Origin of the sequence: Scytonema millei VB511283 (genome assembly GCF_000817735.3) — a bacterium.
In the GTDB taxonomy this organism is placed as follows: domain Bacteria; phylum Cyanobacteriota; class Cyanobacteriia; order Cyanobacteriales; family Chroococcidiopsidaceae; genus Chroococcidiopsis; species Chroococcidiopsis millei_B.
Map to the genome: position 1 here is coordinate 120,403 of NZ_JTJC03000008.1, position 15,697 is coordinate 136,099.

Consider the following 15,697-nt stretch of genomic DNA (forward strand, 5'->3'; position numbering starts at 1 on the left):
ACTAATCGAAGAATTAGAGATATTTTGCTTGAACTCGCTCTAGACAAACCTTTAGTTTTTCAGCAACTACTTGGACAACAGGTTCTTTCAACAAACTATGATGTTCTCCAGGAATATGCTCGATCTCTAAGTCTCCAGCTACCATTTCACCCCAACCTAATTCAGAACGATCGGCAAATTGTACAGGCTGTATTTTAGAACGAAAGAGAGTAACTGTTCCTTGTTTTGAGTAAACTTGAGGCACATATTCTTGAGCAGCTTGGAAATTACAGTCAATAACTTTGCCATGTTTGAGAGGTTCAAATAACTGGCTAGATATAAAGTTTTTGTAATTCCCCTTATTCAACTTCCACTGCACCCAATTCTTAATGTATCTCAACCTATCTTTAGGTTTAAGTTGCCAAAGATTACTTAAATGAACCCCGATGAATTTAACAAGCGATCGATTAGATTCCACCAAGTTGGGAGAGCTGGTATCTAATAATACTAGTAAAGCCACCTTCTCTCCTTGATCGTGAAGTTTCCTAGCCATCTCAAATGCAACCAGTCCACCAAACGAATAACCTGTTAATAGATAGGGACCATTGGGCTGAAAGCTGCGTATCTCATTGATATAATGATTCGCCATATCTTCAACCCGGCGAAGAGGCTCTTGTTTGCCATCTAGTCCTTGTGCTTGTAGCCCATAAATAGGTTGCTCGCAATCCAAATAATGTGCTAAAGGATAGTACTCTAGGACGTTACCACCAATCGGATGAATGCAGAATAAAGGTAGTTTCGAGCCATTTGGTTGGATTGGCACAAGTGACGACCAAGTAAGTGAAGATTCTTCCTGCTGGAGAAGACAAGCAAGCTTCTCAATCGTGGGGACTTCAAAAAGAGTAGCTAAAGGAAGGTTTCGACTCCAAGTTTTCTCAATTTCAGCAAACAGGCGTACAGCTATCAGCGAGTTGCCTCCTAATTCAAAGAAGTTGTGTTTCACGCCAATAGGTTGAATACCTAAAACTTTTTCCCAAATTTTTGTTATTTGAATTTCTAATTGATTCCGAGGAGCAACAAAAGTGTTTTCAGATTCTTGCCTACCGTACGTGGGTGCGGGTAGAGCGCGACGGTCTATCTTACCATTTGGCGTTAGAGGTATCGTTTCTAGGATCGTGAAAGATGAAGGCATCATATAATCTGGTAGTTGCCTTTTCAGAAATTCACGTAATTCGCTAGTATTGAGTTTTTGCTTTGATATGGGAACAATGTAAGCTACTAGGTGTTTATTGCCGGGTTCATCTTCTCGTACTATGACCACATTGTCTTGTACGCTAGGATGTTGACTGAGCATGGCTTCAATTTCTGCCAGTTCAATTCTGAAGCCGCGAATCTTCACTTGGTAGTCGCTGCGACCGAGAAATTCAATGTTACCGTTAGGAAGGTAGCGTACTAAATCTCCAGTTCTGTAAAGCCGATCTTCAGTACTGTTCGTAAATAGGTTAGGAACGAATTTCGCAGCAGTTAATTCGGGACGGTTGAAATAGCCCCGCGCTACACCTGCACCTCCAATATAAAGTTCACCAGGTACACCTATAGGTACTAGTTGTAATTGCCGGTCGAGGATGTAAGTTTGAATATTGGCAAGGGGACGACCTATGGGAATTTCTGAAATGGATTGTTGAGTTTCTGGGTTGGCAGCTGGTTCGTAAAATGCTGCACTGACAGTTGTTTCAGTTGGTCCATAGGTATTGATCCATCGACAGCGATCGCCTACTAAATTCCACCAATGCAAATATGCTACTGCTGATGCTTTTTCTCCACCTACAACTACTAAACGCACGCATTTTGGTAACCTTTCACCGAACTCGTGCATTACATGGACTATCTCATGCCATAGAGCTGTAGGTAGATCGAGAATAGTAATCTGCTCTTTTTCGATAAATTCTAGGAGGTTTTTGGTAGAAGTGAGTACTTCTTCATTACGCAGAATTAAACTTGCTCCACTAATCCAGGTCGGAAAGATTTCTTCAACGGATATGTCAAAGCTAATGGAGGCAGATTGCAACACTCGATCGCTTGCTTTTAGTTCAAATAATTCGGCGATCGCTAAGTTGTGGTTAACTAGTCCCTGATGGGTAATCATTACACCCTTGGGCTTACCTGTAGAGCCGGAGGTATACATTACATAAGCTAGATGCTCGGAAGTCATCTCCACAACAGGATTGTCAGAGCTGTGTTGGCAAATTTCCTGCCAATTAGTATCTAGACAAATTACTTTCGCTCCGAGATCTGGCAGAATATCCATTAGCCTTGCCTGAGTTAAAATCGCTAATGGTTGGGAATCTTCCAACATGAATGCCAAACGAGCGCTTGGATAGCTTGGATCCAGAGGAACATAAGCTCCCCCTGCTTTGAGAATCCCCAGAAAACCAACTACCATCTCTAAGGATCGTTCTAGACAAATTCCTACTAGTGTATTATTGCCGACACCCAGTGAAGTTAGGTAATGAGCTAGTTGATTGGCTTTGGCATTCAACTCTGCGTATGTCAAATGTCGATCTTCAAAAACTACAGCAACCCCTTCTGGGTTTTGTACTACCTGTTGCTCAAATAACTGATGGATGCATTTATCTCGGGGATAGTCTGTCTGAGTATTATTAAATTCTACGAGTAGCTGCTGTTGCTCTTGTATAGTTAGGAGAGATAATTCAGAAATGGGCTGTTGTGGATTAGCAACTATACTTGCTAACAAAGCCTGGAAATGCCCGTTCATCCGTTCAACTGTGCCAGAATCAAATAGATTAGCGTTGTATAACCACCTTCCTTTTAATCCATTACTATTTTGTTCTACCATCAAAGCTAGATCGATCTTCGCTGTGTTATCTTCTATTCCCCAAGGACTTGTAGCTAAGCTAGACAGCTCCATGTCTTGTAAAAAAATATTTTCATTAAAGGTGAACGTTACCTGAAACAGAGGTGAATAACTCGGATCTATCTCCAGTTGTAATTCTGTAATTAAAACTGAAAGAGGGACATTTTGATGATTTTGCGCTGACAAAATAACTTCCCGTACTCGCTCTAGCAATTGCTGAAAACTAGGATTTCCAGACAAATCGGTGCGAAGAACTAAAGCATTAAGAAAAGTCAAGTCTATCGACGAATAATTCTGGTTAACAACAGGGGAACCGACTACGATATCTTCCGTACTTGTATAGCGGTAAAGCAAAGTATCAAATGCCGCTAATAAAGTTGTAAATAGGGTGACACCTTCCTGTCTACTCAATGAACTGAGTCCTGTTGTTAGTTTCCGAGACAGCACAAACGATTGAGAACTACCTCGATAAGCTCGATCTATGCGTCGCGATCGATCGGTAGGGAGTGATAACAAAGGTGACACACCTGCTAATTGTTGTTTCCAGTAGGCGAGTGAAGACTGGATAGAAACCGATGGTTCAAAATCTTTTTTAGTAAACATAATACTTTCTCGACCGTGCTTTTTACTCAGTTTTCTATTGCTAATTAGTATCGGTCTGTACAACTCTTTTTAATAAGCGCCTTCTTTTTTCAAAACTACCTGAATTGTTTTGAGTACAATTTCAAAATCCAAACCAAGCGACCAGTTTTCAATGTAGTTGAGATCGAGTTTTATTACTTGGTCAAAATCTAAAATATTAGAACGTCCTGAAACTTGCCAAAGACCTGTAACGCCAGGTAAGACTTCTTGTCGAATAAAATGTTGCTCGGAAAACTTTTCTACATCTCTAATTGGCAAAGGACGGGGACCAACTAAACTCATTTCTCCCAGCAGAACGTTAAACAGTTGTGGTAGTTCATCTAAGCTGTAACGACGGAGAAATTTGCCAATGCGAGTAATGCGAGGATCGTCTTTTATTTTAAATAAAATTCCATCTTTTGTATCGTTTAAAGTTTCTAAATCTTTTTGTAATTTTTCCGCATCAGTCTTCATGGTACGAAACTTCCACACTTGAAATGGTTTTCCATGTAGACCTATACGAGTTTGCTTAAAAAATATTGAACCAGGAGAATCTAGTTTGATAGCTATAGCGATCGCTATGTAGATGGGAAAGGTGAAAGTAATAAATAAAGCAGCAGCGATAAAATCCATGATTCGCTTCAGCCAGAAATCTTTTCCTGTAATTACCGGACAGTCAAAACTCAGACAGGTCATTCCTCCAATCTTTTTAAACTCGATATCTCTATAAATTGGTTTTAACTCCATCGGTAAAATATGCAGTGTTATCCCAGACGCTTGAAACAGCCAGCGTAAAAACATTCTGTTTTTAATTGCATCCCAAGATATAAAGACTTCTGTTACACCTAATTTATTCAACTGTTCTAATGTCTCTCGGCGCGAATATCTATCTAATGCTGTAGGACTTGCCATCCCACGTATAATGTAACGATTCTCTTCCTTGATAGTCGTAAGGCATTGTTCGTAATTCTCAGGGCTACAAATCACAAAAACTGAATCGCGATCTAGAATTTTCTGTTGATGAAGATGGTCAAAAAAGAAAGTAATGGCTAATCTTCCAGTGCAAACAAACAATATGCTCGCCAATAAAGATAATATCAATGTCGAACGAGTAATATCAAAAACTGATTGGGATATCAAGCCAAATAATAGCAGCAATCCATGAGCAAAAACTAGCGTTTTACTAATGCTTAAATATTGAAAATGTTTTTTTCCTAACTGATAAGAACCTTGAAGAGCTAGTGCTGCTATTTGAACAGTAACAGCGATTACTATCATCTGCAAAGAATTGCTCTGTGTATAGTCAGAAAAATTCCGAGAAGCATAATTTTCAGATATGATCCAAGCAAAAAGTAGAAGAGTATAGTCGGTCGCCACCATTGCAATCAATCGCAGCCACCACGAACCTTTCCTGATCTTGGCAAATACAGGTTCGCGTAAATCTAGAGAACCTTGATTTAAGAAAGCCGTAGACATGCTTTTTTGACCTCAAAATTTTCGATAAATGCTGTACTAAGATTTAAGATTTTACGAAGCTTGGGTAGAGATGCATCCAGTAGATGGGAGAGTATAAATTGTTACAAAGCACGAGCGAATCGATCGCTTGTAGGTGCTTTCAATCATTCTCCAACCGATGAGTTTCAAGGTTAAGTAAAATTGCCAACGCCCTTAACTAGCTAACAATTGAAGGTGAGACTTAGAGGTGAGACTTAGACACATATTCATTACTTGTTGCTCGGTGCTTGTGGCTCTGTACGCTACTTATAACAGTATGCAAACCGACTGTTAGCGATCGCGTTCAGGAATATGTATGACTTGATGTATGAGTTGTATGATTTCTGCTCAAACAATAGAAACAGGATGTACGATCGCACTCATCCGGCAGCATTAGGAAAGCTACCAACCTAACTTTTGGCACGAATGGTTTAGCATAAAAGCAAGTGGGACTCCAAAGGTTTGTTAATGGTTCGCGCCCAACCTTCACTAGAATTTATTCCTCCAGCTTTCAATCCCTTGGTTCTGCGGGGAACTCAACTGCTGTTACCTATCCTGTTGCGATCGCAAACAGCGATTACTCACATTCAAGCAGAGAACACAGAAGTTTTAGTCGATCTTTATCGCGCTTTTGGGGCTGGTAAAACTCGTTTTATCATGGCGTTCCGGCATCCCAGCCCTGACGATCCATTTTGTATGGCGTACTTACTGCATCGTCTCGTACCACGGGTAGCACGCCAACAGCAAATATCGCTACCACATCCAATTCACGCACATTTTCTTTACGATCGCGGTATTCCCTTGTGGGCGGGAGCGCATGTCAGTTGGTTGTTTTCCAACTTGGGTGGCATTCCCATTCATCGAGGCAAAGTCGATCGGCTAGGGTTGCGAACAGCGCGAAATCTGTTAATCAACGGCAGCTTTCCTATGGCAGTAGCTCCAGAAGGAGCCACTAACGGACACGGTGAAATAGTTAGTCCTTTGGAACCTGGCATTGCTCAGTTAGGATTTTGGGGCGTTGAAGATTTGCTGAATGCCGGACGCGCCGAACAAGTTTTCATCGTACCAATTGGAATTAGGTATTCCTACGTTCAACCTGTTTGGCAACCTTTAGAAAAGCTATTGAGCAAATTGGAAGCAGATAGTGGTTTGAAGCAAGAGGGGGAAAAAGAAAAAATTGCCTCAACAGATGAAGCCTTGCTCTACCAACGTCTTTATCGATTGGGCGAACACCTGCTGTCCTTGATGGAAGAATTTTATACTCGGTTTTACCGTCAAACATTACCAATTTCAGTTAATGCAATTGCTGCCGATGCAGTGACAGCAGAAAATACTTCAGGATTAAAACGACCTAATTCCGAACGGGACTTTGCAGCGCGATTGCAAGCACTCATGGATGCGGCATTGCAAGTAGCAGAACAGTATTTCCACTTCCAACCTCAAGGTAGTGCGATCGAACGCTGTCGTCGTTTGGAACAAGCGGGCTGGGATTGGATTTATCGAGAAGATATTAAGCAAATAGAAGCCCTGTCTCCTGTAGAGCGAGGATTAGCCGATCGCATTGCCCAGGAAGCTAGCCTGAGCATGTGGCATATGCGACTTGTTGAAAATTTTGTTGCCGTCACGGGCAAGTACGTTCGGGAGAAACCGACGATGGAGCGGTTTGCTGAAACAACTTTGTTGCTGTGGGAAACAATTGCCCGAATAAAAGGTAGCAGTACCGTGCGCCGTCCTCGACTGGGCAAGCAATCAGTCCAAATGACGGTAGGCGAACCAATTTCAGTTTCAGATCGCTGGCAAATATATCAAGCCAGTCGTCGCAGCGCCAAGCAAGCTATTACAGATCTGACAAGAGATCTGCAAACTGCTTTAGAACAAACGATCTAACCTGCCGCTTAAATTTCCTCAAGGCGATCGCTCCTTCAATTTTTACTTTTTATGTCAACCCAAGTTATCTCTGAAAAATCTCGATAATTTAAAGATAGATCTCTTCTAAAGTCAACGAGGAGGAGATGGCACGAGACTCGCATTCTAATTTTAGGAATTCTAATTTTTGGGAGAAATATGTCCGAGCAACTCTAAGCCCGGTCATGCAAAATCCTAGACTGACACCAAAAATTTTATTTCTTTTGGCTGTAGTACCGTTTACCGTTGTTATCCTCGTGTGGGTGTTGACTCTGCTTGAGCAATAGAATCAGGGAAATTACGAGCTTGGTTGGAGGCGATCGCCATGATGGGATTGGGACTATTTTGGTTTTTTGTGTTCTGCTTTATTATTTTGATGGGCTTAGCTCTTTTAGCAGAAGTATTATTCTATAACGAAGAGCAGCACTTTTGATCGCAAGTCTAGGCGTTATTCTCCCTGTTTAAAACAGGGGTTTAAAACCTTTGACCAACAACAGAGAAGCTGCGGAAATTTCTTTGACTGCCTGTAGAAAACGGTGTTGCAAAGATCGCTTCTACTTGTGGAATTAATTCCTCCCACTCAATCGGCTTATGAACTATCCCACTCACTAATTTCTGACATTCAGCCGAAATAGAATCGCGACGACTAGGTGCAACTAGAATAACTGGTATGCGATCGCTGCGAGGATTTTGACGCATATGGCGCACAATTTCCATGCCATCGATTCCTGGCATCATTAGATCGAGTAACACTAGGTCAGGCTTTGCTCGTTCTATCTGGGCGATCGCTGCTGCTCCCGAGTTTGCAAGCATCACTTCATAGCCTTCAGTCTCCAGAATAACCTGGAGTAACAAGGCGTGGTCGTAAACGTCATCGCAGACCAGAATCCTTTTAGTACCGTTCTTTCCAAAACGAGTAGATAAGTCCATCAGATGAAAATCTAGATAAATTTAATTTGTTAAAAACAGGCTTTGTTAAAACTACAGTCTTTGATATTTAAATTCCGCTACGATTCAATAGTTATAATTACTTACCAACAAAACTTAATATACCTCTTGCCCCAGAGCGATCGGTGTATAAATTAAGATTTTTTTAATAGTAGAGCGATACAGCACTGTACAAAAAAAATAAGTTCGCAGGTGCGAACTTATCAACCCTCACTCATCTGACTTTTTTAATTCTTTGCTCCCAGGGGGGGCTGTTTTTCCTATCTCAAATTAGACTCTACATAAGTTTTCCGAGGGCTACGCGCTCCAACAACAGCACCAATCAGCGAGGCGATTAAACCCAGTAACGAACCAAATACGAACCACCACAAGCTTCTAGCAGTGGCATTAGCAATGTCACGAGCTTGTTCTGCACTGATATTAGGTAGGTTTTGCGGATTAATACCTTGAACTTGGTTAGATATGACTCCAGCCGCATTGGAAGCAGCTGAAGCTGCCAAACCAAAAGCTCCCGTCACTCCAGATGTTACTAGCCAAGAGCTAAGAGCTAAAGTAGTCGCCCAAAGAATTGCACCGTTAAGTAGAGCTGTACTGCGATTCATTGGTCCACAGCCACGAGCTGTCACCCAACCGCCAATTAACAAAGAAATTAACAAACCAATAGCCGACCAAATTCCCACGTTACCAGCGACATCAGCAGCATTTGTTCTTGGTGCGCCAGAACCCGCAATGCTTGTTGCGCCAATCGCTGCAAATAAAGCACTTAAAATTAACTGAGTTGCTATTGCAATTACGATACCTGAAATAATTGGACCCCAGCGAATGCGATCGTGGTAATCGACAACGGGAGTGTTGGTAACGGTGCGTTCAGAAACAGCATCGTTAGGTGGTCTATTGACGTATGCCATACCCTAATTTACTTCCTCAATCCCTTAGAACTTAAATGCCTATTTCTTGTTGTGTGAGAGGGATGTATTATTAAATTTAAATTGAAGCTTACAACTTTGTTATCTATCAGTAGAAATATCTCAATAGAAGTATTTAGTTTTTCTATCTCCTCAAGATATTTCGATCGGGAAAAAATCTTGTCATCAAAGTTTTCTTATAGATTGCACAGCGCATTTGGAATTGAAAAAACTCAGTATGGGTAGGGTGTGTTACGCGCCTTGCGTCACGCACAAAAACCTATTAGATTGACCCATTCAGCCAGTGATGCGTTACGCGATCGTGCTAACGCATCCTACGTAAATTTCAAAAACTAAATCTGAGTCCTATATCTTGAGTCAGTCAATAAATCCCCTCCAGTCTACGGAGACACGTAAAGTTTGATTCCCCACTTCAGTACGTATTTTGATTGATACGGTAGCAGTTACTACTTCTATCGCTGGCAGGATGGCTGACCCGAATTAGTGCATCATGATGAACGAGATATAGCAGTTACGTTGTTGAAACAATCTGTTTGTAAATAGTCTTACAAACATGGCTCGAACAAGAATTTTTCCAACAGCGCGAATTTACAAAACTGCTATATCCCTCGGCACAGTCTAGCTAGATCGGGAGAAACAGAAAGTCTATGGAAAAAATCTACCCGCGCCGGAAGTGGACGCAGATAATGGCACTAATATTATCGGCATTGCTGACACTTCCACTTCTTAACGCCTGTGGTGGCAATCGGAACACGTCTGCACCTCCGCCTCCTGTTGCAGATAATGTTGGTAGAACGCAAACTTATCCTTCAAACCAGCCTCAAGCAAGAAAGGGGCTGTCTACGGGACAAAAAATTGCGATTTTGGGTGGAGCGGCTGCACTCTACTACATCTACAATCAGCATAAAAATAGGAAAGGACAAGGACCCCAAGGACAATACTACCTCTCCAAAAACGGGCGGATTTATTATCGCGATGCTCAAGGTCGTCCTCATTGGGTCACGCCGCCACCAGAGGGAATTCGAGTTCCAGAATCGGAAGCGCGGCAGTACCGAGATTTCCAAGGATACAACAACAGATCGACAGGTCGCGACTTGACCGACTTGCAGCCAGCGCCAGCATTGTGACACTCGCGGCAGCAAAGATATAGAACAGCAAGTGAAATAAAACAGTAGGAAGGAAAAATGAACTTTTTACAAAACATGTTTGGCGGTCAGGATGGAGAGCGAGACTACAGAGACTTTGTGAATCGATACGAACAAGGTTTACCGCACGAAGGCTATTCAGACGACGAAGTTTATAACCGATATCAACAAGTATCCAGACACGTACCCCCTGATATTTATCAAGAGTCCGCACAAGAAGCCTTTAGCCGCATGTCTCCACAAGAGCGGATGCAGTTTGGTCAATATCTTCAGCAGCAGGCGCGGGGGCAAAACTACGATTTTCCCGACCTCAACCAAGATGGCATAGACGATCGCCTCCAAGACCCCAACTATCTCGCCCGCGCCACGGGTAATATTCATCAGCAACAACCAGACCTACTCGGTCAGCTAATGGGTGGTGCTTCGGGAGCTATGATGGGTGGTCAAAGAGGTGGTAACTTATTTAGCAATCCCTTAGCAAAAGCAGCGATGGCTGGGATTGCAGCTATTGCTGCCAAGAAGATGATGGGTGGTGGTAGATCGGCAGATTACGGGCAGTACGGCAATGTCCGCCCTGCTAGTGAAGACCCCTACGGCGACCCTGCCGATTACGGGCAGTACGGCAATATCCGTCCCGCCAGCGAAGACCCCTACGGCGACCCTGCCGATCGCCGAGGTCTGTGGTAACATATCATGTCCGTTCAAATAGCCACATCATCGTAGGGGCGGGTTTTCACAGAGATTTTCATACATAGTACGAAATATCTCAACAAACCCGCCCTTACAGAATTTACGGTCAATTAACCGGATATGAGATAACAAGCCAAATTTTAGATAATCGAGTAGATGGCGATCGCTTCTTCAGTTGTTGCTGAGGGCGATCGCATCATATTTTCTCCCTTTTGTATTGTTAAAGCCGCTATACATGACGTATTTTTCTCCAAACTACCAACCATCTACTACAAGCGGTTTTTGCTCCTCGAGCAGTTTTTGTAGTAGCTGAATACCTGTCGGAGTCCAATAGTACCTTTTTCTAGCATCGGTGTGATAGTGAATTTCGATCGCAAAGTCAGAGGCATGTTTGGCTTTGGTCTTGGTCAGCCATTCTGGTGAAACCCCTAGACGACGGCTAACTTCTTTGGTTGGTAAAGAGTTTGCCGGAATACCAGATAATTTTTTTTGTGACTTCAGACAGCGTAATTGCTCGATTCCTGCTTCCATCCAATGTACGACTCCCGCTGCATCCTTGTAGTAGTGGGTGTCAGTTAAGAATCGATCTGGATGCTGATATCGTTGAGCGTGACACCAACTCAAAGAACACCCCAGTTGGGCGGCGACTTGGGCAGTCGTTTGGGTTTTTGGCTGGGGCGGTTGTAACTGGACGAAGGTTTGAGCGCGATTGGTTCCAGGAACAGATGGATTTGCCAAAGTTGATACAGAAGTAACGCAACTCAAGTCAGAAATTTTGCTTCCTTCTTGTCCTCTGCTGTGTGTATCGATGATTTTTGGTTGAGGAATGACAGGGTTTGTTGGAATTTGAACTCGATCGATTTGTTTCAATCGATTGAATATAGCTGCGATCGCCTGTACAGTTGTTGACTTCAAGTTTTGCGATTGTAAGGCTAAATTCCTCAGCGCTGAATGACAGGTTTTCAATACATTATCTTTTGTATTACTTATCCAGTTTAGAACTATCTCAGTTTTTTGCTTTGCCCAAGTTACAAACTGAGTAGGAGTTAATGAGATTTTTGTGCTATTAGTACGAATTGAACTAACTGGTTTGATGTATTTTGTATAGTCTGACTTAAGCGATCGCGGGTCCCATCCTCCTATCTTTTTTGGAGATGCAGCGAAAGATTGAATTGGTTGAATTTCACTTGGAAGCGCAGTTATTTTGACTACTGGCTCCGAGCGATCTGCTGCTTGCACTTCAGGACATTCTCCTATAGACTCGTGTTTTAAGTCTGTTGCTAACGAAGGGCGATCGCTCACCTTAGCCACTTCAGGAGATTTTCTCATAGCCCCCTGTTCTAAGTTTGTTGCAACTAGATCGCTCGCCTGACCAACTCCAGAAAATGCTCTCATAGCCCCCCTTTTTAAGGGGAGCCACTTGCGTGCGGAGGTGTCCCCGCTACCGCAAAGTGGCGTGGGTTGGGGGGATCTTTCCTTCAACCAAGAAACAATCGAATTGAGCAGTTGATGAGAACTAGAATGTCGCTCGACGGAATTCGGATGATGCGATTCTACCCACTGTTCCTGAGAGAGAACTGTTGCTAAACCAGGGATATTTCTAAACTCTTTTAATCGGCAAATCTGTTTCATCTTTCTTGCCAACTCTGGAATCGGATCGCAGAGTTGAGCTAGAGATTTGAAGATATCTGCTGTATCGGGATTTTGAAAATCTGTCCGTGAAAATAGCAATCCTTCTCTAGCATCTAGTTGATAAACTTCCCATAATTTTTTATCTTCTGCCAGAGCCAAAATAGACAAATAAATTACTAGCTGAGGAAAGAAATCAATTTCCAAACATCTTTTCTCTAAAGATTTTCTCAAAGGATGTTGGTAGTCAGACAATCCTTTAATATTATCATCAACTGCATGGCGATCTTCTGAAAAGTAAAGGCTGTCATAATCAATAAGTTTGAGCGCCAACTGTGGAAAAGATTTAACTACCAAAACATTACCATGTTGCAAATCGCCGTGAGCAATACCAGCGTCATATAAGTTCTTACACAATTCCCGCCATCGCTCTGCCAAAGAGAGTAAAACATTTCTTTTGCCTAGGTTTGCTTTAATAAACTTTTTTAAATTTTTCCCTTCTACCCATTCCATTTTCAGAATCGGATAGCAATCACCTTGAACTCTAATTCCTGCTTCTAAAAAGGTAGAATCTACAAAATAACTTCGACAGGAACTATTTTTTAATCGGATTAAAGCCTGTTTATAGTGATTTTTGACCTCGAAATTACTCCGGTAGAAACATCTCACTGCCCAAAGTTTGTGAGGCGATGAAGTTTCAAATTTAAAAGCAATGGCGAAACTTCCAGCAGCCGACCAAATATCTTTAGTACCATCAGGCTTAATTCTTTCTACTGCTTTTCCCGCGACCAAGCTTGCATCCAAATCGCGCTCAATTTTGGTTTGAGGATCTTTTTTACGAAAAGCAAACTGAGGATTGCGAATTGCGCTACAGTATTCGGAACGACTGGGATATTTCATAAATCAGTTATCAGTTGTCAGTTATCAGTTATCAGTGACTAGTGGCTGGTGACTAGTGACTAGATGAAGAATTCTACTACTAAAAACTAGCGACTAGCCACTAACCACTAACTACTAGCGACTAGCCACCAACCACTAGCCACTACTCACTCTTATTACTACTAATGTCGTGTCATCGTTTTTAATCAGTTTTTGTTGTCTGAGTTTGTTAATAAAGCCAGCGAAATCATGTTGATTTTGAAAATAAAACATCTTTTTCCAGTCTTCCCCTTGGGCTTCGTAATCTGCTAAAAACCACTGAGACAAGGCATCTGTTGCTAGTAAAAAAATATCTCCGCACTCGTACCATCCTGCGGTAAACTGAGGCGGAAATGAGGCGTATTCTGGTAAACTCTCAAAACAGAGTGTTGTGCCTTTAAACTCTCGTGCAGCGGTCAGAGGAAAAGTGAGAAGATTGCCAGTCTCCTGCTCTAGTTTAAATAAACAAGTATCTCCTACGGCGACAGCTTGCCATTGACTTTTGGTATAAGGCTCTAAGTTTTGTAGCTCTAAGTTTTGTAGTTGTAACCCCAAAAAAGTAGCTGAGCCGCGATTCTTGATGTCCGAACCTCCTTGCCACCATTTACGATTAGGAGATTGAAGTTTGCTCAAGTAATATTGTCGCCAGATTTCTTGCGATGGCTGCAACCATTCCTCGTGCGATCGCCGGATGCTCTCAATCGGGTTTTCTGCTACATGGCAAAAAGATTTGACGAGAATTTCCGCCCATTTTTGCGGGTATAACGAAGTACTAGCCCCGTCTGCTAGAGCTACTAAACTACCATCGGGGCTATTCTCAAAGCGATCTTGAATGTTTTGTTCTAGTTCGCCAACTTTAGGAAGAGAGAAATAGCGGATTTCATAAGACATTGAATTTAGGTAGACAATCTACCCGCGAAATTCTGCTTTTGTTCCTATTTCTAATAGTTGAATCAGGGTTTCGAGTTTGGCATTATACACAAAACCTTTGGCGTATGGAGTTGGATTTAATCCAGATGCCGCAGCTCGTTCGAGCATATTTGGGGGTAATTCGCTAGAAGTTTCAAATAAAAATTGAGCGTAACTATCTCCCTTGGGTAACTGAGTGGGAGCAGCGGGAAGGACGACTTCTTGTGCTGCATTACCAGAGATATGAGCGTTGAGTAACAAAGTCTTGCCATCCTCCGTTTCTAGTCCAGCCAGTGCTTCAGCTGCTTTGCGAGTTGTGGGTAAGGAGTCGGCTTCACCATCGGTAATATTAATCACAACCGGGGGAAAGCTGGAAGGATGCGTTTCAATCCAGTCTTGGACTAACTGATGTGCCATCTCGAATGCTTCTGTCATGGGAGTTTCTCCCACCGCCGCAGGTTCGATCCAGATCGGAAATTGGTCGTCGATTTCTACTAATCCGCCTGCTCCATCCGATACTTTTCTTTTTATCGTTTCGACTCGCAAGCAATTTTCGGTGAGTTCTTGAATGCTGACGACTGGCTTCGCGGCTAATGCTCCCGAAAAAGCATTGACGGCTGCATCTTTGAGCTTGCCATAGCCCAATACTGAGATGTCACAGCTATTCTTGATATCCTCGCCATCGGTACAGGCTAAAACTGTCTCGCGCAATACCCGATTTACAGCCTTAGCACATTCTTTCGATTTAGTGCCTGCGGAACCAAACGGATAACACATAGAAAAAGATTGATCGATCAGGATGACTAGGTATCCTGGCGTAGCGCGACTAATTTCTTGAATATAAGACATAGCAGTTAAGTCCCAAAGATTTGTGGGAGCGATTATACAAAATCCCCGCACTTGACTAAATGACTGACTGCGCCTGGTAGATTAGTGTTGGCGATCTAAAGTCTGTTTTTGGCGATCGCAAAGTTTTAAAGTTGTATTGCCAATAATTAACAACTCAATTACATATATTCACAGGAAACTCACTCTATGCAAAAAATTCGCATCGGTAACGGCTACGACATCCACCAACTCACTACAGAACGCCGTCTGATTCTGGGAGGGGTGGAAATTCCGCACGAACTGGGATTATTGGGACATAGCGATGCTGACGTACTCACCCATGCGATTATGGATGCCATGCTGGGAGCGCTAAGCCTGGGAGATATTGGCTTGTATTTCCCCCCATCCGATCCGCAATGGAAGGGTGCAGATAGTTTGGTACTGCTGAGTAAAGTCAATCAACTGATTCAAGAACGGGGTTGGCAAATCGGTAATATCGATTCCGTCGTCGTGGCAGAACGTCCGAAACTAAAACCGTATATTACAGCTATGCGCGATCGCCTTGCCACCGTCTTGCAAGTGCAGCCAGAACAAATCGGGATCAAAGCAACTACCAACGAAAAATTAGGTCCCGAAGGACGCGAAGAAGGGATCTGCGCCTATGCTGTTGCTTTATTAGTGCAGTAATTGTCATTGGTCATTGGTAGTTGGTAGTTGGTAGTTGGTAGTTGCTCCTCTGCTCCTGAAGCCCCTCTGCCCCTCTGCTCCCTACTCCCTACTTACTGATAACTGATAACTGATAACTGTCAACTGTTAACTGATAACTGATA

The 15,697-nt window shown here is 42.7% G+C and carries 12 protein-coding genes; 4 read left to right on the plus strand and 8 right to left on the minus strand.

What is annotated here, in order from left to right; genetic code table 11:
• Positions 1–13 precede the first annotated feature (13 nt).
• A complete protein-coding gene (locus tag QH73_RS22800; RefSeq protein ID WP_132867489.1) occupies positions 14–3,457 on the minus strand; it encodes a non-ribosomal peptide synthetase in 3,444 nt (1,147 codons plus the stop codon).
• Positions 3,458–3,526: 69 nt separating this feature from the next.
• On the minus strand, positions 3,527–4,870 hold the full coding sequence (locus tag QH73_RS22805) for a sugar transferase (RefSeq protein WP_236147147.1): 1,344 nt from the start codon (positions 4,868–4,870) through the stop codon (positions 3,527–3,529).
• A gap of 567 nt (positions 4,871–5,437) precedes the next feature.
• Here QH73_RS22805 and QH73_RS22810 point away from each other — a divergent pair.
• Positions 5,438–6,856, plus strand: coding sequence for a 1-acyl-sn-glycerol-3-phosphate acyltransferase (locus QH73_RS22810; RefSeq protein WP_039714329.1), 1,419 nt, complete (start codon positions 5,438–5,440; stop codon positions 6,854–6,856).
• 492 nt (positions 6,857–7,348) lie between these two features.
• Here QH73_RS22810 and QH73_RS22815 read toward each other — a convergent pair whose 3' ends face one another.
• Complete coding sequence (locus QH73_RS22815) at positions 7,349–7,804, minus strand: response regulator (protein ID WP_063777308.1); 456 nt, start codon at positions 7,802–7,804, stop codon at positions 7,349–7,351.
• 278 nt (positions 7,805–8,082) lie between these two features.
• Entirely contained in the window at positions 8,083–8,730 is a 648-nt protein-coding gene (locus tag QH73_RS22820; protein WP_039714328.1) for a hypothetical protein, read from the minus strand.
• 665 nt (positions 8,731–9,395) lie between these two features.
• Between QH73_RS22820 and QH73_RS22825 the strand changes: the two genes are divergently transcribed.
• The gene (locus tag QH73_RS22825; RefSeq protein ID WP_132867490.1) at positions 9,396–9,875 is read left to right on the plus strand and encodes a hypothetical protein; all 480 of its coding nucleotides are present in this window, start codon (positions 9,396–9,398) and stop codon (positions 9,873–9,875) included.
• A gap of 57 nt (positions 9,876–9,932) precedes the next feature.
• Positions 9,933–10,580 carry a hypothetical protein gene (locus QH73_RS22830; protein WP_039714326.1) on the plus strand — a complete coding sequence of 216 codons (648 nt, stop codon included), beginning with the start codon at positions 9,933–9,935 and terminating at the stop codon, positions 10,578–10,580.
• 143 nt (positions 10,581–10,723) lie between these two features.
• On the opposite strand, the gene QH73_RS28980 is transcribed toward QH73_RS22830, so the two are convergent.
• The 4 genes from QH73_RS28980 to QH73_RS22845 form a co-directional block, all read right to left on the minus strand.
• Complete coding sequence (locus QH73_RS28980) at positions 10,724–10,849, minus strand: hypothetical protein (RefSeq protein WP_286194169.1); 126 nt, start codon at positions 10,847–10,849, stop codon at positions 10,724–10,726.
• Positions 10,839–13,112 (minus strand): BUD32 family EKC/KEOPS complex subunit, encoded by a 2,274-nt coding sequence (locus QH73_RS22835; RefSeq protein WP_039714325.1) that lies wholly within the window; start codon positions 13,110–13,112, stop codon positions 10,839–10,841. The genes QH73_RS28980 and QH73_RS22835 overlap by 11 nt, the downstream gene beginning before the upstream one ends.
• Before the next feature lie 135 nt (positions 13,113–13,247).
• On the minus strand, positions 13,248–14,021 hold the full coding sequence (locus tag QH73_RS22840) for a protein phosphatase 2C domain-containing protein (RefSeq protein WP_039714324.1): 774 nt from the start codon (positions 14,019–14,021) through the stop codon (positions 13,248–13,250).
• An 18-nt stretch (positions 14,022–14,039) separates the two neighbouring features.
• Positions 14,040–14,888 carry a vWA domain-containing protein gene (locus QH73_RS22845; protein ID WP_039714323.1) on the minus strand — a complete coding sequence of 283 codons (849 nt, stop codon included), beginning with the start codon at positions 14,886–14,888 and terminating at the stop codon, positions 14,040–14,042.
• Between the two features lie 186 nt (positions 14,889–15,074).
• Here QH73_RS22845 and ispF point away from each other — a divergent pair, with 186 nt between their 5' ends.
• The gene (gene ispF, locus QH73_RS22850; protein WP_039714322.1) at positions 15,075–15,554 is read left to right on the plus strand and encodes a 2-C-methyl-D-erythritol 2,4-cyclodiphosphate synthase; all 480 of its coding nucleotides are present in this window, start codon (positions 15,075–15,077) and stop codon (positions 15,552–15,554) included.
• The last annotated feature ends 143 nt before the right edge of the window (positions 15,555–15,697 follow it).

Excerpts from the sequence above, each read along its gene's own strand:
- QH73_RS22800 (WP_132867489.1), bottom strand. The coding sequence starts at position 3,457 with ATGTTTACTAAAAAAGATTTTGAACCATCGGTTTCTATCCAGTCTTCA.
- QH73_RS22810 (WP_039714329.1), top strand. The coding sequence starts at position 5,438 with ATGGTTCGCGCCCAACCTTCACTAGAATTTATTCCTCCAGCTTTCAAT.
- QH73_RS22815 (WP_063777308.1), bottom strand. The coding sequence starts at position 7,804 with ATGGACTTATCTACTCGTTTTGGAAAGAACGGTACTAAAAGGATTCTG.
- QH73_RS22820 (WP_039714328.1), bottom strand. The coding sequence starts at position 8,730 with ATGGCATACGTCAATAGACCACCTAACGATGCTGTTTCTGAACGCACC.
- QH73_RS22825 (WP_132867490.1), top strand. The coding sequence starts at position 9,396 with ATGGAAAAAATCTACCCGCGCCGGAAGTGGACGCAGATAATGGCACTA.
- QH73_RS22830 (WP_039714326.1), top strand. The coding sequence starts at position 9,933 with ATGAACTTTTTACAAAACATGTTTGGCGGTCAGGATGGAGAGCGAGAC.
- QH73_RS28980 (WP_286194169.1), bottom strand. The coding sequence starts at position 10,849 with ATGGTTGGTAGTTTGGAGAAAAATACGTCATGTATAGCGGCTTTAACA.
- QH73_RS22835 (WP_039714325.1), bottom strand. The coding sequence starts at position 13,112 with ATGAAATATCCCAGTCGTTCCGAATACTGTAGCGCAATTCGCAATCCT.
- QH73_RS22840 (WP_039714324.1), bottom strand. The coding sequence starts at position 14,021 with ATGTCTTATGAAATCCGCTATTTCTCTCTTCCTAAAGTTGGCGAACTA.
- QH73_RS22845 (WP_039714323.1), bottom strand. The coding sequence starts at position 14,888 with ATGTCTTATATTCAAGAAATTAGTCGCGCTACGCCAGGATACCTAGTC.
- ispF (WP_039714322.1), top strand. The coding sequence starts at position 15,075 with ATGCAAAAAATTCGCATCGGTAACGGCTACGACATCCACCAACTCACT.